We start from the raw sequence: 20,235 nt of genomic DNA, 5'->3' as shown, positions 1-20,235 counted from the left end.
ATCCCGTTATCCTCTATCGCTCCGGTAAACATTCGCGCATAATTCGGGTTTATCCTTAAGACCTTCCCTGAGCACTCTTTCCGTTGAACGGTGAAGGTGCTTGCAGTTTATCCATGCCTCCTTTTGGCAAATATTCCGCGAACCCCTTGTTTCCGCTTGGGCTTTACATCATTAGATCCTTGTGTCATATATATTTTTCACACATTTTTGCAGCAAACTCCTATCCTTCTAAGCGGGAAGTGCCAGGTGAAAAGGTTTTTCAAAATCGCAATAGTTCTTTTGGTTTTCCTCTTCCTTGCCGGGGCCGGAACCGGTGCGGCCCTATGGTACCTCTGGTCAAGCAACCTGCCATATATCGGATCCCTCGAAGAGTACACCCCCCCAATAATCACGGAAATTTACAGTGATGACGGTCAGGTAATCGGGCGATTCTGGGATGAGAAGAGGATCGTGGTTCCCCTTGAACGGATTCCCAAGCACTTGATCCAGGCCTTTATCGCAGCGGAGGATTCTCGGTTCTTCGAACACGAGGGCGTGGATTTTGCCAGCATTTTCAGGGCGTTCATCAAGAACCTTATGGCTGGAAAGATTGAGCAGGGCGGGAGCACCATCACCCAGCAGGTGACCAAGTCCTTGCTTTTGAAAAATCCTGAAAAGACTTATCGACGGAAGGTAAGGGAAGCGATCTTGTCCTTGCAAATAGAAAAGAATTTCTCCAAGGAACGGATCCTTTTTCTCTATCTCAACCAGATCTACCTCGGCCACGGGGCTTACGGCGTCGAGGCGGCTGCACGGACTTACTTTGGAAAGAGCGCCATGGAACTCAACCTGGCGGAATCAGCTCTGCTGGCCGGTCTGCCCCAGGCACCCAGCCGCTATTCCCTGATCCTCCATTTTGACAGGGCCAAGGCGCGGCAGCGTTATGTTCTCCAACGCATGCGGGAGGAGGGGTACATCACCGAGGAACAGGAAAAAGAGGCTCTGGCCCAGGAGATTCAGGTCAGGCATGTACAGGATACCCCCTTTAAAAAGGCACCTTACTTCACAGAATACGTGCGTCAATACCTTGAGAGGACCTATGGTCGTGACCGTCTTTACAGGGGAGGGCTCAAGGTCTATACAACCCTGAACCTGGAGATGCAGGCAGCCGCTAGAAGGGCCATAGAGAAAGGGACGCTCGAACTGGACAAAAGGGAAGGTTACAGGGGGCCGTTGCGACACTTGGCGCCCGGTGAGGTGGAGGCGTTCAACAGGTCCGTGGCCGAAAAACTGGAGAGTCGGCCGCCCGCTGTGGGGGATGTGCTTGAAGGGGTTGTCCAGGAAGTGGACCGGGAAAAGAAGCGGGTAATCGTCCGCGTAGGGAACAGGACCGGGGTCATCGCCCTCAAGGATATGAAGTGGGCACGGAAGCCGAATCCCAAGGTGGCCTATTACAATGTGGTGGTCAAGGATCCTGGAAAAGTTCTCAAGGTAAGGGATGTGGTGCTCGTAAGAATCAAGGAGGAGGGGGCCTCGGTTTATGAGAGCCAATTCAACAGGGCTATTCAGTCCAGGCGCCAGCCCGGATCCGCGTTCAAGCCCATCATTTATGCGGCGGCCCTGGACAAGGGCATGAACCCTTCGACCGTCATCCTTGATGCCCCGTACGTTTCTTCTTTGGACCCCGGAAAGGATGTCTGGAGACCGAAGAATTACAAGGAGAAGTTTTTCGGGCCCACGCTGTTCAGGACCGCTCTCATCAAGTCGAGGAATGTCATAACAGTCAAGATATTAAAGAAAATAGGCATCTCTTACACCATCAACTATGCAAGGCGCATGGGAATTGAATCCCGTCTGAGTCCTGATCTTTCCCTCGCCCTGGGTTCCTCGGGCGTTTCTTTGAAGGAACTGACCAGGGCCTACGCCGTGTTTGCAAACGGCGGAAAACTCGTAGAACCTATTTTTATTGAAAAGGTCCTGGATCGAAATGGACAGATTCTTGAGGAAAACCATCCCACATTCCGGGAGGCCATCCCTGAATCAACCGCCTATGTAATGACGGATATCCTGCGTGCCGTGGTCCAGGAAGGGACGGGCTGGCGGGTGAAGGCCCTGAAGCGTCCCGCAGCGGGAAAGACCGGGACCACCAATGACCTCAGGGACGCCTGGTTCATGGGGTTTACGCCGAGCCTGGTCACGGGAGTCTGGGTCGGGTATGATGATCGGACTCCAATGGGGAAAGGGGAAACAGGATCAAGGGCGGCAAGCCCTATATGGCTCTACTTTATGTCTGATGTCCTCAAGGATCGCCCGGTTGAAGAGTTCTCCTTTCCGGAGGGTGGTAGCATCGTCATAGCCAAGATCGACGCCAAGACAGGGCTTCTTGCAGGACCCTATTCCCGAAAGACGGTATTCCAGGCCTTCAAGGCGGGAACCGAACCCCAGACCTATTCGCCGCCCCCAAAGGCGGCAAAAAGCGGGCAGTTTTCCCAGTTCGACATGGAAACCTCCCCGTAAAGGACCCAGCGGCTTTCCTTACGTCGCCGCAACCTGCAGGGGAAGCCTCACGATGAGGGTGGTGGTGTTCTTTCCGACCTTTACGTCGATTTTACCCTTGAGCAGTCGGATGATACGGTGAGTGATGTAGATGCCCCGGCCCCTGCCTTCTCCTTCCAGCAACCGCAGGCGCTCTTCGTCGGAGATCAACCCCGTGTTTGTGATTTCGGCACAGGCCCAACCATTTTCCTGGTAGGTTCTGATGCCGAGCTTGCCCCCTTTCAAGGGAATGGCGTTGGTGGCGTTGTTTAGGAGGTTGTCGAGGATCCTTTCCAGGTGAAGGGGGTAGCAGCGAACGAGGAGGGGGTTCTGGAAAGGACCCTCCTGGAGGTCCACATTTTGTTTGAGCTGTTCCCTGATGGCCTCCCGGTTGATCTCAAAGCGTTGCCTCAGGACCTCCGTCAGATTGACTGTTTGTTCCTTTCCGATCTGGTACAGGCTCAGAGCCATCTCCTGAAGGCGGCTGGTCTCATCCAGGAGGATGTCCACATAACGCATGATCTTCTTTTTATTTTTCCTGAGGTTTTCTTCCAACAGGAGGCGCTTCAGCCGCCTTGCGAATCCGGCCGTGGCAATGGCGGGATTCTTGAAGTCATGGAGAATATCGTCCAGGCGTTCCATTCTCTGGGCCTTCATCAGCTCCCGGCCGAGAAAGAGGAAGATCTCGATTTCCTCCTCGCTGTACCGCTGGCGCTGGTCCAGGGCATCAAAGGTCATGAAATGGGTGATTTCTTCTCCCACATTCAGAGGAACATAAAGGATGGAGTTGATATTGTGTGCTGATGCGAAATCCTTGAGCCTCTCGGAAAGTAACCCGCTTTTCTGGGGGTCCATGATGAGAAGATAGGCCTGGGTCAACACTTCATAAGGCGATTCTTCAGGAAAATGCCTGCGGTTCAAAATCAACTCAAAAGCGGGTTCACTGTGAATGGAGAAACGTTTGCCCACCCCGTGGTAGCCGATCTGGTCAGGGTAACCGGCCTCAAGGATCACGTGTTCGGAATCTTCCGAGACGGCGAACAGAGCGCAGCTCTGGATATTGATGATGTCGGCCAGTTCAGGGATTATACGGTTGAAAACCTCTTTCATTTTGACCCCGTGCCCGGAGCCCAGTTTGGTGAAGATTTGCCGGACGATCGTTTCTTTTTTCTCGTTTACCCGCTGCATGGAAAGGATTTTTTTCCTGGCGACCACGAAACTCAATCGCTTTGCCATGACCTCTGCGGTTTGGATTTCGATGGGTGTAAATTTGCGGTTTTTTTCCGGGAAGTAGATTTGAATAACACCCGCAGTGTCTCTTTCGGTCGGAAAAAAGCGCGGGATTCTCAAGGGCACGGCCATGAGGGAAAAGACGCCTTTCCTATCGGTTATGGTTTTGTCCTTAAAGAGGTCTTCTTCCAGGATGTTAGGGACCAGGTACGTCTCCAGGGTCTTTACGACCTCCCCTGCAATGCTCTTCTCCAAAGGGATATACGTAGGTCTCGATGCCTCGTCAAGGGGAAAGGATCCATAGGAGAGCATCTGTTCAGTATGGGGATCGTAGATGCGTACCGAGGCGGAACGGGCTCCCAGGAAATCGACCATATACTTGGCGGCCAGAGTGAGGATCTTGGGCTCGGAGAGATCAGGATTGATTTCAATGAGTTCGTCGATCTGACTGGTGATCCGGGAAAGAAATTCCGGCAGCAAGTCATCCTTGATCCAGGTGTTAAGACCTTCCCAGAAACGGTCATCCTGAGGGCAGGAATCAGCCCATGCCTGCTTTTTCAGGCTTTCAAGGAAGTCATCTTCCTTGTTTCTGAGCATCATCATCCTCCAAGGTCTTGTACGCCTTGAAGAATCGTGTCGAACAGCTCCGGGATATCTTCCTTTTCAACACAGGAGAAGGCTACCCGCAGGTCGTGACTTCCCAGGGAGATCAGGCCCACACCATATTTTTCCAGCAAATGGACCCTGAGGGTTTCGGCGTCTACCTTTTTCAGCCGGATACACATGAAGTATCCGGAATTGAAAGGGTAAGGCTGAAATGCTGAGGCATACTTGGAGTCTGTCAGGACCTCCTTGACAGCCTGGGCCCGTCCCTTCATGATATCGTACTTTTCGCGGATCTCCTGCTGGTAGGATTCGGAGTTCAGGGCCTTGAGAATGATGGATTGCCCCAAATGGGAAGCGTTGGAAATGGATCCGCGGACTGCTCCGGCCGTCTTTCTCTCCAGGGCGTTGAACAGATCTGAGGCGTTTCCGTTGAAACGACCCCCGTACGTAATGAATCCCACCCTCAATCCCCAGACATAGTCCTCCTTGGTGGCTCCATCGAGCTTGATGGCCAATAGCCTTGGATCCAGGTCCACGAGGCGGGCGAAAAGAGATTCCTTGAGTATGTCCTCATCATAGAAAAGCCCGAAATAGGCGTCATCGGTTATCGCGACAATTTGTTTACCTTGGGCGGCCAGGGACTGCAAGATCTCTGCAATACGGTTCCCTTCTTGTATGGTTACGGTGTATCCGGTCGGGTTGTTCGGGAAATTGAGAATGAGGATGATTTTTTCCCGCTTACCGGCCTGATCCATCAGGCATTTTTCAAAGGATTCGAGATCGAATCCTCCCTGGTCGTTGAAGAGATTGAAATGAACGATGTCAGCACCCCGACGAACGGAAAAAATCAGGTTATAGTTTCCCCACATCTTGTCGGGAAGGATGATCACATCCCCCGGGTTGACCCACATGTCGGCAATTACACTCAGACCATGGGTAATGGCATTTGTCACCACGGGAAGGCTGATCGGTTTTCCTCGCAAAGAGGGGTTTTTCTGAAAGAGGGCGTCGCGCCATGTTTCTCGCAGGGAAGGGATCCCGAAGGAAGGGGCGTAGGAGAGAGATTCACGGGGAGTCAGCCCCCTTATCATAGACATGACCGACGGGAGATGCATGATGTCGCCCTTCTCGGTGGCCATCCCGATGGTGGCGTTGAACCTGTATGCCTTTTCCTTCGCTTCTGCGCTTTGTGTGAGGATTCCCTTAGGGAAGAATAAATTTTTCCCTACATCAGAAAGCATCTCATAAATGTAAGGATTGGTTTCTTGAATGATCTTATTGAGTTCCTGCGCTAAAGGATTCATCAAAACCTCCCTTTCAGGATTTCGATATCAGCCAATTCCCCGGGTCTCCGGGTCCGGTTCAATGAAATTGGTCTTTATCGTCTGTCAATTTATTAACGAGCGGCCCCTTTCCGTGTCAAGCAAAATCAATGGAGGAGTAGCAAGGTCAGGGAAAGGGAACTCTAGGGAACCCGCGGCCGCAGAGTGTAAAGGTTCGCCTTTGCAGGGCATCGCCCAGGGTTTCTCGTTTCCAGATTTTGCAAAAAACCACGCATCCAATTATAACTTGACTTAAAAACGGCAATCTTTATATATTCCAGGGTCTAAGGTGGCGGGGTCCGTTCATTTGCGTGGGGCCTCTCCGGATTTTTGAAAACAGAACAAGAAGTATCCAACCGCACATCGTACCTGGGAGGTGACATGAGGGACGTAGTTATCGTCAGTGCATGCAGGACGCCAATAGGTGATTTTGCGGGTTCCTTGAGCACGGTTACGGCCACGGAGTTGGGTGCGCTTGTGATCCAAGAGGCTATCCGCAGGGCCGGGATCGAAAAGGACAATGTGGATGAAGTTATTATGGGGTGCGTCCTTCCCCATGGGCTGGGTCAGAATCCGGCCAGGCAATCCATGATCCGCGCCGGCCTTCCCTGGGAGGTGGGGGCAACCACGGTCAACAAGGTCTGCGGATCCGGGCTTAAAGCCGTCATGATGGCGACCCAGGCCATTCAATGCGGGGATGCCGATGTAGTGGTAGCCGGCGGGCAGGAGAATATGAACCTCTGCCCTTACCTTTTGCCGAAGGCCCGGACAGGGTATAGAATGAACCATGGGGCTGCGATAGACGGTATGGTCCACGATGGGCTCTGGGATCATGTCAATGATTTCCACATGGGGCAAAGCGCTGAACTGGTGGCTGAAAAATACGGTGTGACGCGTCAGGACATGGATGATCACGCCTTGAATTCCTACCAGAAGGCGTGGGCTGCAATCGAGGGGGGGAAGTTCAAGGATCAGATTGTGCCGGTTAAGGTGCCCACGAAGAAAGGAGATCCGAAGGTTTTTGACACGGATGATATTCCCTTGAGAAAGCCCAGGACCAGCAAGGAGGCCCTGGCTGGGTTGAGACCGGCCTTTAAGAAAGACGGCCTGGTCACGGCGGGCAATTCTTCAAAGATCGCCGACGGGGCTTCGGCAGTGGTGCTCATGTCCAGAGAGAAGGCCAAAGAACTGGGATGCCGGCCCTTGGTCCGGGTCGGGGCACAGGCCGCCGGGGGCCTGGACATGAAGTACGTCCTCGTGGCCCCGCTGATCTCCATCCCGAAAGCCTTGAAAAAGGCAGGGCTGGAACTGCAGGACATCGGGCTCCACGAGATAAACGAGGCCTTCAGCTCCTCTTCTTTTGCCATCAACCGGGAACTGGGCCTGGACCCTGAAAAGGTGAACATTCACGGGGGGTCGGTGGCTCTGGGGCATCCCATTGGAGCCAGCGGGGCACGGGTTCTCACCACTCTGATCTATGCCATGAAGGAGACCGGGGTGGAGATCGGGGAGGCCTCCCTTTGCCTGGGCGGGGGCGAGGCGGTAACCCTGATCGTGCACAACGAGCCCTGAACTATATCCATGCAATGATTCCCCGAGATGCCGATCTGCAAGGTGCGGTCCCGGAAAATGGCCGGACAGATTGTGAGTTGTGCTGAAAAAGACATAAACCACTTAAAGGAGAAGGTATTATGGGAGATGTAGTAATCGTATCTGGGGCAAGGACCCCTGTAGGATCCTTCGGCGGGACCTTGAAAACGACACCTGTTGTTCAATTGGGGGCCCTGACCCTGAAGGCGGTGCTCAAGAAAGCCGGATTGCGCCCCGTTGCCACGGAAAACATGACCCAGTACGAGCCCGATGCGTTAAAAGGCCAGGGAATGATTGAACTGGAGAAGAAGGGGTACGACTATGAAGATTCCCTTCAACCTGTTGAAATCGACGAGGTCATCATGGGAAACGTTTGCACGGCGGGAGTAGGTCAGAACCCGGCCCGGCAGGCGGCCATCAGCGCAGGCGTTCCCAAGGAAACCCCCGTGTTTACCGTGAGCAAGGTTTGTGCTTCGGGAATGAAGGCGATCGCCCTTGGAACCCAGGCCATCAAGGCGGGCGATGCGCAAATCGTTCTAGCCGGGGGACAGGAAAACATGAGCATGATTCCTTACGCCCTCCCGGCCGCCCGCTGGGGAGCGAGGATGAACAACGTGGACCTCGTCGACCTGATGATCCTGGATGGTCTCTTCGAGATCTTTTATGGTTATCACATGGGGATTACTGCTGAGAATATAGCCGAAAAATATGGAATCAGCCGCCAGGAGCAGGATGAGCTGGGGGCCCTCAGCCATGCTCGGGCACGGGAAGCCATCGCCAAGGGGTATTTCAAGGATGAGATCGTGCCGGTTATAGTCCCCCAGCGAAAAGGCGATCCCATTGTGTTCGATACGGACGAAAGGCCCATGGACACGAGCGTTGAAAAGATGGCCAAGCTCAGGCCGGCATTCAAAAAGGATGGAACGGTCACGGCCGGAAACGCCTCGGGAATCAACGACGCCGCGGCGGCCCTCCTCCTGATGTCCGAAGAGAAGGCCAAGGACCTGGGGTTAAAGCCCCTCGCCAAGATCAAGGCCTATGCCTCCGGGGGAGTGGATCCGGCCTACATGGGTACCGGGCCGATCCCGGCTGTGAGAAAGGTCCTGAAAAAGACCGGTATGACCATCGATGACATTGGAGTCATCGAGTTGAACGAGGCCTTTGCGTCCCAGGCCATCGCCTGCATGAGGGAATTGAACGCGGATATCGAGAAAACCAACCTCGTTGGAAGCGGGATTTCCATCGGTCATCCCATAGGCTGTACCGGCGCCAGGCTCATCGTAACCCTTACCGGCCTGATGCATAGACTGGATAAGGAACTTGGTATGGCCGCTCTCTGTATCGGCGGTGGCCAGGGGATGGCGATGATTTTGGAGAAGGTGTAATTTCACAATGGAATTTCATTCGCGCCCTGCAGGGGGAGCACCCGTCCTCTAAATTCGGGTGCTCCCCGGTTTGACCGGCGTTTTTTCACGAGGAGACCGTCATGGCATATGAGACCATCATTTTCGAAATCAAAGGGGCGGTGGCTGTCCTCAAGTTCAATCGACCCAAGGCCTTGAACGCCATTAATCCTGATGTGCTGAGAGAGACCAACGAAGCCCTCTCCGAGGTTGAAAAAAATAAGGATATCAAAGTGTTGGTTCTTACTGGAGAAGGGGATAAGTCCTTTGTGGCTGGAGCCGATATCGCCTATATGGTCAACCTCTCGCCGCTTGGAGCCTTACAGTTTTCTCAGGAAGGACATGCCCTCTTGGCACGCCTCGAGAATCTCCCCATCCCGGTGATTGCCTGTGTCAACGGCTTTGCCCTAGGAGGCGGCACCGAGATCGCGATGGCCTGCGATTTTATCTATGCCTCGGAGAATGCCAAATTCGGGCAACCGGAGATCAATCTCGGGATCATGCCGGGATTCGGTGGCACCCAGAGGCTCGCACGCTTGGTAGGAAAAGGAAGGGCCAAGGAACTGTGCATGACCGGAGCAATGATCAGCGCCCGTGAGGCCTGGGAAATGGGCCTCGTAAATAAAGTTTTTCCTCCGGATAAGCTCTGGGAGGAGACCATGAAGACCGCTGAGCTCATCGCCTCCAAGGGTAAGGTTTCCTTGAGGGCGGTCAAGCGATGTATCGATCGGGGTTTCGATACGGACCTGTCGCGGGGTTGCCAGATGGAGTCGGATTCCTTCGGCCTTTGCTTTGCAAGCCCCGATGCCAAGGAAGGTATGGGTGCCTTTCTGGAGAAGAGAAAACCGGAATTCAAGGGGGAGATCTGAAAGGATCCGCGGTTTCGTGACCATCGGATATCCCATGTATCAATTCCCACCCGACTTGATCAGCCCCAGGGGAAGGGCAGGGGTCCCTTCTCCTGGGGGAAACCTCCATAAAAACGAGCCCCCGGAGCACTGCCATCCGCTATGGAGAGAGTATCTTCGCTGCTTTCTTACTCGTCCTCAAATGAACATCGGCGGTTTCCGATCCCGAAGGATTCTCCCGCCGGATTTGGATAAGCGGAAGACTCCACCTTCGTTTGCTCTTTTTAAGCTCCGAACCTTTTCCAACTTTCCGGTTTTCTTTGAAAAGTCTTCACTTCCAGGGGATCTCAGGACCGTTTTCATCGGAGGCTTCAGCGCGTCCCTCAGTAAGAACGACTTTCAGCTCCAGTTATGGAAGCGAACAGGACCCTGGCGCAGGAAAGTATCATGGAGGACCCAGGGGCTCCCCATGGACAAGGAATCTGAACAGGCCGGAAGGACCTGGGGGAAGCCTTATTGCCCTGACTCCTGGAAATGGCGGCTGGAATACCGCTTCAGAATGAAGCTCTCCGCTATAGGCAGCAGGGAATCTTGAGCGGCATTGAGACGGAACTGCCGCCATTCCTCCTTGTAGCACAAGCTACAGGGTATCCTGGCGAAGGCGAATGAAAAACAAAAACGGGGAGGCAATCCATGGATTTCAAATTGAACAGCGAGCAGGAAGCCATTCAATCAGCGGCAAGGGATTTTGCAAAGGGGGAGTTCGACAAGGAAATCGCCCTTGAACATGAGCGGAATCATTCCTTTCCTACTAAAATCTGGAAGAAGGCCTGTGAACTGGGTTTCGTGGGAATTCACTACCCCGAGGCATACGGCGGCCAGGATTATGGAATCCTGGAAAACGCCCTCGTGGTGGAAGAGTTCTGCCGCGGGGATTCCGGCCTGGGGATTGCTCTGAGCCTGTCTGATTTTGCCTCTGAGATCATCCTGAGATTCGGGACCGAGGAGCAGAAGAAGAAATATCTCATCCCCATTACAAGAGGAGAGGCCATTTCGAGTGGAGGATTCACCGAACCGGATCATGGAAGTGACATCACCTATCTGAATACATCCGCGGTACGAGAGGGTGACCAATACGTCATCAACGGCGGCAAAACCTTTATCACCAACGGAACCATCAGCAATTTCGCAGTAGTTTTGTGCCAGACTGACGAAAAGGTCCAACCCACCTACCGGGGCCAATCTGTTATCCTGGTGGAAAGGGACACCCCGGGTTACAGCGCCGAGGAGGTGGGGGAAAAAATGGGGATCAAGATGACCTCCACCGCGGAACTCTCTTTCAATGACGTCCGTGTGCCTGCTGATAATCTTGTGGGGGAGGAAAACCGGGGCTTTTATCAGGTGCTCGAGTTTTTCGATGAGAGCCGGATCGAAATCGCGGCCCAGGCCCTGGGGATTGCCCAGGGGGCCTTTGACAGGGCCCTCGCCTATACCAAGGAGAGGAGCCAGTTCGGAAAGAAAATCGCTCAATTCCAGGTGACCCAGCACAAGTTGGCGGACATGGCCACGAAGATCGAGACCGCCCGATTGGTTGTATACAAGGCGGCCTGGAATTTCGATCAGGGAAGAATCGATCCGAAACTCACCTCCATGGCCAAGATGTACGCAGGAAGGGTCGCAGTGGAGGTGGCGGATGAGGCGATCCAACTCCTTGGAGGATACGGTTACATGCTGGAATATGAGGTGGAGCGCTTTTACAGGGATGCCAAGATCATGGAAATCTATGAGGGGACCAAGGAGATCCAGAAAAATACTATAGCCAGCGCCCTTCTTGGTAAATTGTAGGCCTTGAATCGGGGGCGATTCCAGGCCCCGGGATCAACAGACACCCAGAGTCCAAGGCAGGAGGGAAAGACATGGCATTGACGTACAACCAGGAGATCATGTCTGAGTTAAAAAGGGGGGAGGAGAAGTGGTCGGAAAAGCTGGAGCAGGTCTTTTCTGAAAGGCCTGAAAGGCTCAAGCGATTTTCCACCGTATCCGATCGGGAAATCCGGCGGATCTATACACCGTTGGATGTCAAGTCCCAGGACTTTTCGAGGGACATCGGGTTCCCTGGATCTTATCCTTTCACCAGGGGGGTTCAACCCTCCATGTATCGAGGCCGCCTATGGACGATGCGAATGTTTGCCGGACTCGGAACGGCCAAGGATACCAACAGGCGTTTTCATCATCTTGTAAAGGCCGGACAGACCGGACTTTCCACTGCCTTTGATATGCCTACCCTTATGGGTTATGACACGGATTCCCCGAAGGCCAGGGGAGAGTGTGGAAAATGCGGGGTCGCCATCGATACCCTCGTGGATATGGAAGATCTTTTCGAGGGGCTTCCCATTGAGCGGATTACTACCTCTATGACCATCAATCCTCCAGCCCCTGTTATTTGGGGGATGTACATCGCAATGGCGGAAAATCGCGGGATTTCCCGGAAAGACATCGGCGGCACCATTCAGAATGACATGCTCAAGGAATTCATCGCCCAGAAGACCTTCATGTGTCCCCCCAAACCGTCACTTCGCCTCATCACTGATACCGTTGAATTCGGGACCAAGGAGGTGCCTAAATGGAATACGATCAGCATCAGCGGATATCATATCAGGGAGGCGGGATCAACGGCCGTGCAGGAACTCGCTTTCACCCTCGCTGACGGTATCGCATACACGGAGGCGGCCATCGAGAGGGGCCTTGACGTGGATTCCTTTGCACCGAGATTTTCATTCTTTTTCAATTCACACCTGGATTTTTTCGAGGAAATCGCCAAGTTTCGGGCGGCGAGAAGAATGTGGGCAAAGATCATGAAGGAGCGTTTCAAGGCCAAGGACCCGCGCTCCTGGTGGCTGCGTTTCCATACCCAGACGGCCGGGTGTTCCCTTACGGCCCAGCAACCTTACAACAACATCGTCAGGACCACCCTTGAGGCCTTGGCAGCAGTCATGGGAGGGACCCAGTCTCTCCATACCAATTCTCTGGACGAGGTCCTCGCCATTCCCACCGAGGAGGCCGCTACCATCGCCCTGCGCACCCAACAGATCATCGCCGAGGAGTCCGGGGTTGCTAATACCATCGATCCATTGGGTGGATCCTACTTAGTGGAGGCCCTGACGGACCAACTAGAGGAAGAAGCCTTTGAGATCATCCGGAAGATCGACGACATGGGGGGGATGCTGGCCGCTATCGAAAGGAATTACCCCCAGCAGGAGATCGCTGATGCGGCCTACCATTACCAGAAACAGATCGATGAAAAGGAGAGGACGGTCGTCGGGGTCAACAAGTACACGAGCGAGGAGAGGCTGCCCGTGGAGATCCTGGAGATCGACGAGGAACTGGAAAGACTCCAGATCGAGAAGACCCAGAGAATAAAGAATGACCGGGATAACAAGCGGGTCCGGGAATGCCTGGAGAGACTCGGCGAGGCTTGCAGCGGCGGGGAGAACGTCATGGAGTTCATTATTGATGCTGTCAAGGCCCATGCCACGCTCCAGGAAGTGTGCGATGTCTTCAGAGCGGTATTCGGAGAATACAGGGATCCCGGAACCTATTGACATCTTCAATATCCCGGGTTGAAGCGGTTTTAGGGCTTAAGGATGCGTTTTTCAAAAGTCTCGTTTTGAGTGAGAAAACCTTGAGGGAGGAACCATGCAGAGGGAGCGGCGACTTAGGGTAATGGTTGCTAAACCGGGATTGGACGGACACGACCGGGGAGCCCGTATCATCGCCAGGGCCTTCAGGGATGGGGGATTCGAGGTCATATATACGGGGCTCCACCAGACACCGGAAGAGATCGTAGAGGCCGCCATCCAGGAGGACGTGGATATGATCGGACTCTCCAGCTTGGCCGGGGCCCACATGTATTTATTTCCCAGGGTCGTGGATCTGTTAAAGGAGAAGGGGGCGGATGACATCGTCGTGTGCGGAGGCGGAATTATTCCGGAAGAAGACATCCCGCGGCTGAAGGAGGCGGGGATCAAGGAAATATTCACACCAGGGTCCCCTTTGACGGAGATCGTTCAATGGGTCAGGGAAAACGTGAAAGCGAGGTCTGAATAGGAATGGGAGATGCCGTTGAAAAGGTCGTCGCCGGCGACATAAGGGCCGTTGCACGCCTGATCCGCGATATCGACGACGGGGTGCCGTATGTCAGGGAAACTCTCAAGGCCCTTTACCCTTATACAGGAAAAGGTTATGTGGTCGGAATCACAGGGGCGCCGGGAGTGGGAAAGAGTACCCTAGTGGACCAGATGATTACTCATCTGAGAAAGAGGGACAAGACAGTGGGTGTCCTAGCGGTGGACCCTACCAGCCCTTTCAGTGGCGGGGCCATTCTCGGGGACAGGGTCCGGATGCAGCGGCACAGCCTGGACGAGGGAGTGTTCATTCGATCCCTGGCCACCCGCGGACACTTCGGCGGTCTCACACAGTCCACCCGCAGCGCCATCACCGTGCTGGACGCCATGGGAAAGGATTATATCCTGGTGGAAACCGTCGGCGTGGGCCAGGACGAAGTGGACGTGGTGCGGAATGCCCAGACGACAGTGGTGGTCGTGATTCCGGGAATGGGGGATGACATTCAGGCCATAAAGGCGGGAATCTTGGAGGTGGCGGATATCTTCGTGATCAACAAGGCGAACCGTGAAGGAGCCGACAAGACTTACAACGAGCTTCGCCAGATGATCGAGATGGGACGAGCCCAAAGAGAAGAGGCCCACTGGATTCCTCCGATTCTCAAGACGGAAGCCCTCTTTGACAAAGGAACAGAGGAACTGCTCGAGGAGATCGAGAGACACCGGAAACACCTTGAAGAGACTCCCGGTCCTCGGGATCAGGAAAAAAAACGGGCAAGGGTGGAGTCGGAGCTTGCTGACATGATCAAGAGTCGGTTGATTGAGGAAGGCCTCTCTCGAATCCGTGAAAAGGGGGATTTCGACCGGGCCGTGGAGGCGGTGCTTCAGGGAAAGGAAGACCCATACAGCGTGTGCGACGAGCTCGTAATCAAGATCCTCGCGGGCACTAGATAGTATCCATCCATAAATAAAAGGTCTCATCAAAATTTTGAAACGCTCAGTTTAGGTTCGTTTTTCTAACAGCCCATGAATGAGAACAACGATAGGCTCGGCATAACGGCTTTCGCCTGGTGGACCCGGCAGGTGATCCTGATCCTGGCTGGCTGTTTTTTTCTCTTTTTCGGCGTCCATCTCCTGGTGGCGGCTTACAATTTGAAGGACCCGGCGTTTTTCGTCATGACCTTTTTCGCATCCAATCTGATTATTCTTATCAGCGCCGTTCTTATCATCGGTTTTGTTTTGAAAGGGATCGCAACTCTCCGGGCCCCGGATGACGGCAAAGGGGACGGGGTTGGCGGCGGAGATCAATCATAAAAAGATTTAAACTTTTTTTGATGGAGAAAACGACATGGCGGCACGGAAAAAAAGTATGCCTCTCGGAAAGAGGCTGATGAGATTGAGACGGGACAGGAAGTTGACCTTGAAGCACATGGCCAATGAGACAGGCCTTACCACTCAATATATCTCTCAGGTGGAAAAAGGAGAAGTGCTGCCCCCGGTCGGCGTAGTGCTGCAGCTTTCCAAGGCCCTCGGCATTGATTCGGGAATCCTGCTCCAGGAAGAAAAAAAGCAGGCCGAGGAAACTTCCGATCAGGCCTACCAGCGGAGAACCGAGGCCTATTCATACAGGACCCTTACCCCAGAGGCCCGTCACAAGCACTTGAAGGCGTTCAAGGTGTTCATCGACCCTCTTTCCCACCATGAGGGAGTCAGCTATCGACATGCGGGGGAGGAGTTTATCTACGTTCTGAAGGGGAAGATCGAGGTCAAGGTGGGAGAAAATTCAAATATCCTTGGTCCCGATCAATCTCTCCACTTCAACTCCGCCGTGGTACATAAGCTCAGAAACCTGAGCGAGGAAAAAGCGGAACTCCTCGTAGTGCTTTATACTCCCTGAGCGGAAATGGATCTTGCGCCGGCCTAAGGGAGCACTGGATCCGGCCCGGGGACGGACGGTGCAGACTTTCAACGGCAACCCTTTCGATTGAAGAAAAAAAGCGAGGTTTGGGGGATGGCCTATCAACTTACCGAGGAACAAAAGATGATCCAGGCTATGGTCAGGGATTTCGCCAGGTCCGAGATCATGCCCACCGCTTCGGAAAGAGACAAAACAAGGGAATTTCCACGGGAGATTCTTAGACAGATGGGTGAACTGGGACTGATGGGGATGAATGTCCCGGTCGAGTACGGGGGTGCCGGGGTGGATACCGTGAGCTATTCCCTGGCCCTTCAGGAAGTGGCTTATGCCTGTGCCTCCACCGCGGTTGTCATGTCGGTTCACAATTCCGTGGCATGCGGGCCTATCTACCTTTTTGGATCGGATTACCTGAAGGAGACCTACCTCAAGCCTTTGGCATCCGGGCAAAAAATTGGGTCCTTCGCGCTCACGGAACCCGGTGCGGGATCCGACCCAGCAAGCCAGAAGACAAAGGCGGTCAGGGACGGAGACAGTTATATCATCAATGGCAGGAAAACCTTCATAACCACGGGAAAGAACTCAGATGTGACCGTTGTAACGGCTTATACGGACAGAGAAAAAAAACATAAGGGTATCAGCGCCTTTGTCGTGGAAAAGGGGACCCCGGGCTTTATCGTGGGTAAGGAAGAGGACAAGATGGGTTTGCGGGCCTCCGATACCACTGAACTCATTTTCGAGGACTGCCGGGTGCCTGCTGAAAACTTGCTTGGAGTGGAGGGGGATGGCTTTATTATCGCCATGACTTCCCTGGACGGGGGCCGAATCGGTATCGCTTCGCAATCCGTGGGTCTGGCCCAGGCCTGCCTTGACGCGGCCGTGAGCTATGCCAAGGAGAGGATACAATTCAACCGGCCCATTTCCCAGTTTCAGGGTATTCGCTGGATGATAGCCGACATGGCGACGCAGATAGAGGCTGCGCGGCTCCTGACCTTCAATGCAGCGGCCATGAAGGATCGGGGGGAGCCTTTCACGGCCGCCGCATCCATGGCCAAGGTCTATGCCTCTGAAATGGCCAACAGGGTGGCTTACACAGCCCTTCAGATCCACGGTGGTTATGGATATATCAAGGAATATCCGGTGGAGCGCTATTACCGGGACGCCCGGGTTTTTACCCTCTATGAGGGGACTTCGGAGATTCAACGCAAGGTGATCGCCAATCACGTTATCGGCCGAAAGGGATAATAAGCAAGGGGCCGTGGAATCGGTTCGCTGATGAAATTGAAATACAGAACTATCGACCCATATGGACCTTTTTTGTGAATATGCGGATATTATACCGGATTTTCCACTTTTCCAGGCATCTCTCAGGAAACCTCTCCCTGTACACCTCCGATTCAACAGCCTCAAGATCGATCCAGACGCTCTTCTTTTCCTTTTGGAAGAAGAGGGTGTCCAGCTTGAACAGAGCCTTCCCTGGACCGATACCCTTTTTTTAGCCCGAAACCTGGATTCTCCGGGCAATCTGTTGGAATATTTCCTTGGATACATCCATCCACAGGCCCTTACTTCCTGTCTCCCGCCCCTCGTGTTGGACCCGGCACCAGGTTCCTTTGTTTTGGACATGTGCGCATCCCCCGGTGGAAAAACGTCCCAATTGGCGCAACTCATGGAAAACAGTGGTATCATCATAGCCAATGAGTTATTTTGGACCCGGCACGTCCCCCTCGCTCATACCCTGGCGCGGCTCGGTGTATTGAACGCCGTCATCACCGCATACCAGGCGCAGGAATTTCCCCTTAGAAATCGGTTTGATTACGTGCTGGCCGATGTCCCCTGTTCCGGAGAAGGACGCTTCCGTTCGACCGGAAGGGAGGTTTTTCATCGGCTTGGGAAGAAAGAAAAGAAACTCCCGGAAGTTCAGAAAAGGATTCTCTTGAGGGGGTTCGACCTTTTGAGGCCGGGGGGAGAGATGGTTTATTCCACCTGCACTTACAACCCGGAGGAAAACGAAGCAGTGGTGGATTTCCTGTTGAAGAACAGGGATGCCGCACTGTTGCCCATCCATCTGGACCTCCCCGGCGAACCCGGAATCGAGGAATGGAAGGGAAAAAGATATGAAAAGGATGTCCGATACGCCGTCCGACTCTATCCCCACCGGGTGGACTCGGTGGGATTCTTCATGGCCCGAATCGGCAGGAAAGCTTGACAGGGAAGCCGTCGTTACCTATATGGAGGATCGATTCGGGATTCCCAGGAAGGTATTCGAAGGCTATGTGCTGCTGAGGAAAGGAAAGAGCTGGTGGCTGTTAAAGGACTCTCCTTTGCTGGAAATGGCCCGACGCTTGAAAATTTCCTTGGCGGGTATGCGGGCCTTTAATCGGGTAGGCGGGTTCATCAAACCTACCACACGGCTGATTCAGGTCTTTGGTAAAAAGGCCCGGAAGGCCGTCCTGGAAATTTCAAAGGACCAGCTTTACAGATTGGCCTCCGGAGAACGGATCGAAGCCGATCTGGCCGTGGAAAAGGGCTATGTAATTCTCCGTTACAAGGGACGCGCTCTGGGCCTTGGATTCTACGCGAACGGCACGGTCCTCTCTCAATTACCAAAGAAAGATCTGAAATTCCTGATCGGGGGGGATAGATCCAGCGGGCAACACACCGGGAGTGGTGACAGTCCGGGATCCCGGGGCCCTTGATCGGTGTGAGTATGGTGGAAGCATCCCGGTTCTTTTCGGGAATGGTAAAAGCGAAGTTGAAGCACGGGTATGGACCATGGGAAAGCAGCTTTGTTTTGAACAAGGCCCCATCCGGCCTCCGAACGAGGCGAGGAGTCTTCTTATCAGGGTGACCAGAAATTGCCCTTGGAACCAATGCCTTTTTTGTCCCGTTTACAAGAAAAAGAAGTTCTCCCTGAGGTCGGTCCAGGAAATAAAAGAAGACATCCAGGCGGCCCGGGATATTGCGGATGACATCAAGGCCCTTTCCTGGAGGCTTGGAAGCAGCGGCCGCGTTGACGAAGAGGTGGTGAGCCGTATCTTCGGGGACCCCAACCTCGGCGATCATTACAGGAGCATTGCTGCCTGGCTTTACTACGGGACGGGTTCCTGTTTCCTGCAGGACGCGGATAACTTGATCATGAAAACGGATGATCTGGTGGAGGTCCTGGTGTTTTTAAGGGAGAAATTCCCTGAAATCACCCGGGTGACCACCTATTCCAGGTCCCGTACGATCCATAGGAAAAGCCTGGATGAACTCATTCGGCTTCGGGAAGCCGGCCTTGACAGGGTCCACGTCGGCATGGAATCCGGCTATGATCCGGTTTTGAAGTTTGTCAAGAAGGGAGTTTCCGCCGACCGCCACATTGATGCCGGACGTAAAGTCATGGAATCCGGCCTGGAGCTCTCGGAGTATGTCATGCCCGGGCTGGGAGGCCAGGATATGTGGCGGGAGCACGCCGTGGAATCCGCCCGGGTCCTGAACCAGATCAACCCCCATTTTATTCGCCTGAGGAGCCTTCGGGTACCGGAAAGGGTCCCTTTATTTGAAAAGCTGAAGTCCGGCGAATTCAAGATGCAGACCGATGACATGCTTGCGGAAGAAATCAGGGTATTCATCGAGCACCTGGATGGTATCACCAGCATGGTGACAAGCGACCATATCATGAATCTCCTCGAGGAAGTGACCGGGAAGCTCCCCCAGGACAAGGAAAAGATGCTGGACGTCATACGGAGATACCAAGAGCTTCCCGACAGGGAGCGCCTTATTTACAGGGTGGGAAGAAGAGGAGGCGCTTACCGTTCCACGGACGATTTGAATCGTGATCCCTTAACTTACAAAAAGATTGAAAATCTCGTAAGCGAGTTGGAATCAAAGGGAGGAAGGGAGGCAGTGGAGGAATATATAAGGGATATGGTGGATCAGTACATTTGACCAGGAGCTGATCCTTTCTCCCTTCAGGATGATATCTTATGTTCTATTACCCGATTTGTTTGGACCTGCAAGGAAAGACCGCTCTCGTGGTGGGAGGGGGAAAGGTGGCGGAACGTAAAATCGCCACTTTACTTGAATACGGTGCCAAGGTCCTCGTTGTTTCAAAGGAATTGAGTTCGGACCTTGATCAACGGGTCCGGGAGGGGAAGATAACTTACCTTGGTGAGGATTTTTCCGATACTCTCCTGGAAGGCGTTTTCGTGGTGATTGCTGCAACGGATGACCCGAACCTCAACCGGTTGGTGAGCCGGGTCGCGAAGAAAAAGGGACTCCTGGTCAACGCCGTGGATCAACCCGCTGATTGCAACTTCATTGTCCCGTCTATTCTTCGAAGGGGGCACCTGTGCATAGCCGTTTCCACCTCCGGGAAGAGTCCTGCAATGGCCAAGAAGGTGAGGGAGGATCTGGAGGCCCTCTTCGGTCCGGAGTATGAGTCCTTATTGAACCTGCTGGCAAGTCTTCGGGAAGTGGTCCTCGCCAGGGGACGCACCGGGGAGGAAAACAAGCGGATTTTCCAGGGCATCGTTTATTCTCCCGTATTGGATTACCTCAGGGAACAGAAGTGGGATGAACTGACGTCCCTGCTGAACAAGTTGCTGGATGCCCGCTTCTCTGCAGAGGATGTCCGCCGCATGGCTGCTTCCGGATAACATGCCCGGCCTGGGCGAGGGGTCGGTGTGCATCCTTCCCTTT

At 53.8% G+C, this 20,235-nt stretch carries 17 protein-coding genes; 15 read left to right on the top strand and 2 right to left on the bottom strand.

The features are described 5' to 3' along the window. Window positions 1-246: 246 nt before the first annotated feature. Complete coding sequence (locus JRF57_02735; GenBank protein ID MBW2302610.1) at window positions 247-2,496, top strand: PBP1A family penicillin-binding protein; 2,250 nt, start codon at window positions 247-249, stop codon at window positions 2,494-2,496. Window positions 2,497-2,514: 18 nt separating this feature from the next. On the opposite strand, the gene JRF57_02730 is transcribed toward JRF57_02735, so the two are convergent. Further along, window positions 2,515-4,347 carry a GAF domain-containing sensor histidine kinase gene (locus JRF57_02730; GenBank protein ID MBW2302609.1) on the bottom strand — a complete coding sequence of 611 codons (1,833 nt, stop codon included), beginning with the start codon at window positions 4,345-4,347 and terminating at the stop codon, window positions 2,515-2,517. Then, window positions 4,344-5,654 (bottom strand): aminotransferase class I/II-fold pyridoxal phosphate-dependent enzyme, encoded by a 1,311-nt coding sequence (locus JRF57_02725; GenBank protein MBW2302608.1) that lies wholly within the window; start codon window positions 5,652-5,654, stop codon window positions 4,344-4,346. Before JRF57_02725 ends, JRF57_02730 begins: the two co-directional genes overlap by 4 nt. Before the next feature lie 399 nt (window positions 5,655-6,053). Between JRF57_02725 and JRF57_02720 the strand changes: the two genes are divergently transcribed. The 14 genes from JRF57_02720 to JRF57_02655 all read left to right on the top strand — a co-directional run bounded on the left by JRF57_02720 (window position 6,054) and on the right by JRF57_02655 (window position 20,192). After that, on the top strand, window positions 6,054-7,244 hold the full coding sequence (locus JRF57_02720) for an acetyl-CoA C-acetyltransferase (protein MBW2302607.1): 1,191 nt from the start codon (window positions 6,054-6,056) through the stop codon (window positions 7,242-7,244). A 119-nt stretch (window positions 7,245-7,363) separates the two neighbouring features. Beyond that, a complete protein-coding gene (locus JRF57_02715) occupies window positions 7,364-8,647 on the top strand; it encodes an acetyl-CoA C-acetyltransferase (GenBank protein ID MBW2302606.1) in 1,284 nt (427 codons plus the stop codon). Window positions 8,648-8,748: 101 nt separating this feature from the next. Next, on the top strand, window positions 8,749-9,534 hold the full coding sequence (locus JRF57_02710; GenBank protein MBW2302605.1) for an enoyl-CoA hydratase/isomerase family protein: 786 nt from the start codon (window positions 8,749-8,751) through the stop codon (window positions 9,532-9,534). A gap of 672 nt (window positions 9,535-10,206) precedes the next feature. Continuing rightward, window positions 10,207-11,358 (top strand): acyl-CoA dehydrogenase family protein, encoded by a 1,152-nt coding sequence (locus JRF57_02705; GenBank protein ID MBW2302604.1) that lies wholly within the window; start codon window positions 10,207-10,209, stop codon window positions 11,356-11,358. A 71-nt stretch (window positions 11,359-11,429) separates the two neighbouring features. Beyond that, on the top strand, window positions 11,430-13,115 hold the full coding sequence (locus JRF57_02700) for a methylmalonyl-CoA mutase family protein (protein MBW2302603.1): 1,686 nt from the start codon (window positions 11,430-11,432) through the stop codon (window positions 13,113-13,115). A gap of 94 nt (window positions 13,116-13,209) precedes the next feature. Further along, entirely contained in the window at window positions 13,210-13,620 is a 411-nt protein-coding gene (locus JRF57_02695; protein MBW2302602.1) for a cobalamin B12-binding domain-containing protein, read from the top strand. A 2-nt stretch (window positions 13,621-13,622) separates the two neighbouring features. Beyond that, window positions 13,623-14,588, top strand: a complete 966-nt coding sequence (meaB, locus tag JRF57_02690) for a methylmalonyl Co-A mutase-associated GTPase MeaB (GenBank protein ID MBW2302601.1) — start codon at window positions 13,623-13,625, stop codon at window positions 14,586-14,588. A gap of 72 nt (window positions 14,589-14,660) precedes the next feature. Beyond that, window positions 14,661-14,948: a hypothetical protein gene (locus JRF57_02685; GenBank protein ID MBW2302600.1), complete on the top strand. Its 288-nt coding sequence runs from the start codon at window positions 14,661-14,663 to the stop codon at window positions 14,946-14,948. A 34-nt stretch (window positions 14,949-14,982) separates the two neighbouring features. Next, window positions 14,983-15,531 carry a helix-turn-helix transcriptional regulator gene (locus tag JRF57_02680; protein ID MBW2302599.1) on the top strand — a complete coding sequence of 183 codons (549 nt, stop codon included), beginning with the start codon at window positions 14,983-14,985 and terminating at the stop codon, window positions 15,529-15,531. A 114-nt stretch (window positions 15,532-15,645) separates the two neighbouring features. Next, window positions 15,646-16,794, top strand: coding sequence for an acyl-CoA dehydrogenase (locus tag JRF57_02675; protein ID MBW2302598.1), 1,149 nt, complete (start codon window positions 15,646-15,648; stop codon window positions 16,792-16,794). A gap of 61 nt (window positions 16,795-16,855) precedes the next feature. After that, a complete protein-coding gene (locus tag JRF57_02670) occupies window positions 16,856-17,758 on the top strand; it encodes an RsmB/NOP family class I SAM-dependent RNA methyltransferase (GenBank protein ID MBW2302597.1) in 903 nt (300 codons plus the stop codon). Window positions 17,759-17,780: 22 nt separating this feature from the next. Continuing rightward, the gene (locus tag JRF57_02665; protein MBW2302596.1) at window positions 17,781-18,248 is read left to right on the top strand and encodes a hypothetical protein; all 468 of its coding nucleotides are present in this window, start codon (window positions 17,781-17,783) and stop codon (window positions 18,246-18,248) included. A gap of 76 nt (window positions 18,249-18,324) precedes the next feature. After that, complete coding sequence (locus JRF57_02660) at window positions 18,325-19,482, top strand: radical SAM protein (GenBank protein MBW2302595.1); 1,158 nt, start codon at window positions 18,325-18,327, stop codon at window positions 19,480-19,482. Between the two features lie 38 nt (window positions 19,483-19,520). Next, window positions 19,521-20,192: a bifunctional precorrin-2 dehydrogenase/sirohydrochlorin ferrochelatase gene (locus JRF57_02655; GenBank protein ID MBW2302594.1), complete on the top strand. Its 672-nt coding sequence runs from the start codon at window positions 19,521-19,523 to the stop codon at window positions 20,190-20,192. Window positions 20,193-20,235: the final 43 nt, after the last annotated feature.

Source organism: Deltaproteobacteria bacterium (assembly GCA_019310525.1).
Taxonomy (GTDB): domain Bacteria; phylum Desulfobacterota; class DSM-4660; order Desulfatiglandales; family HGW-15; genus JAFDEE01.
This window is presented reverse-complemented; position numbering and strand designations above follow the sequence as displayed.

Bases quoted from the DNA above. Each gene is read 5' to 3' on its own strand.
- JRF57_02725 (MBW2302608.1), bottom strand. From the start codon at position 5,654: ATGAATCCTTTAGCGCAGGAACTCAATAAGATCATTCAAGAAACCAAT.
- JRF57_02660 (MBW2302595.1), top strand. From the start codon at position 18,325: ATGGGAAAGCAGCTTTGTTTTGAACAAGGCCCCATCCGGCCTCCGAAC.
- JRF57_02685 (MBW2302600.1), top strand. From the start codon at position 14,661: ATGAATGAGAACAACGATAGGCTCGGCATAACGGCTTTCGCCTGGTGG.
- JRF57_02700 (MBW2302603.1), top strand. From the start codon at position 11,430: ATGGCATTGACGTACAACCAGGAGATCATGTCTGAGTTAAAAAGGGGG.
- JRF57_02695 (MBW2302602.1), top strand. From the start codon at position 13,210: ATGCAGAGGGAGCGGCGACTTAGGGTAATGGTTGCTAAACCGGGATTG.
- JRF57_02680 (MBW2302599.1), top strand. From the start codon at position 14,983: ATGGCGGCACGGAAAAAAAGTATGCCTCTCGGAAAGAGGCTGATGAGA.
- JRF57_02670 (MBW2302597.1), top strand. From the start codon at position 16,856: ATGGACCTTTTTTGTGAATATGCGGATATTATACCGGATTTTCCACTT.
- JRF57_02665 (MBW2302596.1), top strand. From the start codon at position 17,781: ATGGAGGATCGATTCGGGATTCCCAGGAAGGTATTCGAAGGCTATGTG.
- JRF57_02655 (MBW2302594.1), top strand. From the start codon at position 19,521: ATGTTCTATTACCCGATTTGTTTGGACCTGCAAGGAAAGACCGCTCTC.
- JRF57_02675 (MBW2302598.1), top strand. From the start codon at position 15,646: ATGGCCTATCAACTTACCGAGGAACAAAAGATGATCCAGGCTATGGTC.
- JRF57_02710 (MBW2302605.1), top strand. From the start codon at position 8,749: ATGGCATATGAGACCATCATTTTCGAAATCAAAGGGGCGGTGGCTGTC.
- JRF57_02715 (MBW2302606.1), top strand. From the start codon at position 7,364: ATGGGAGATGTAGTAATCGTATCTGGGGCAAGGACCCCTGTAGGATCC.
- meaB (MBW2302601.1), top strand. From the start codon at position 13,623: ATGGGAGATGCCGTTGAAAAGGTCGTCGCCGGCGACATAAGGGCCGTT.
- JRF57_02720 (MBW2302607.1), top strand. From the start codon at position 6,054: ATGAGGGACGTAGTTATCGTCAGTGCATGCAGGACGCCAATAGGTGAT.
- JRF57_02705 (MBW2302604.1), top strand. From the start codon at position 10,207: ATGGATTTCAAATTGAACAGCGAGCAGGAAGCCATTCAATCAGCGGCA.
- JRF57_02730 (MBW2302609.1), bottom strand. From the start codon at position 4,347: ATGATGATGCTCAGAAACAAGGAAGATGACTTCCTTGAAAGCCTGAAA.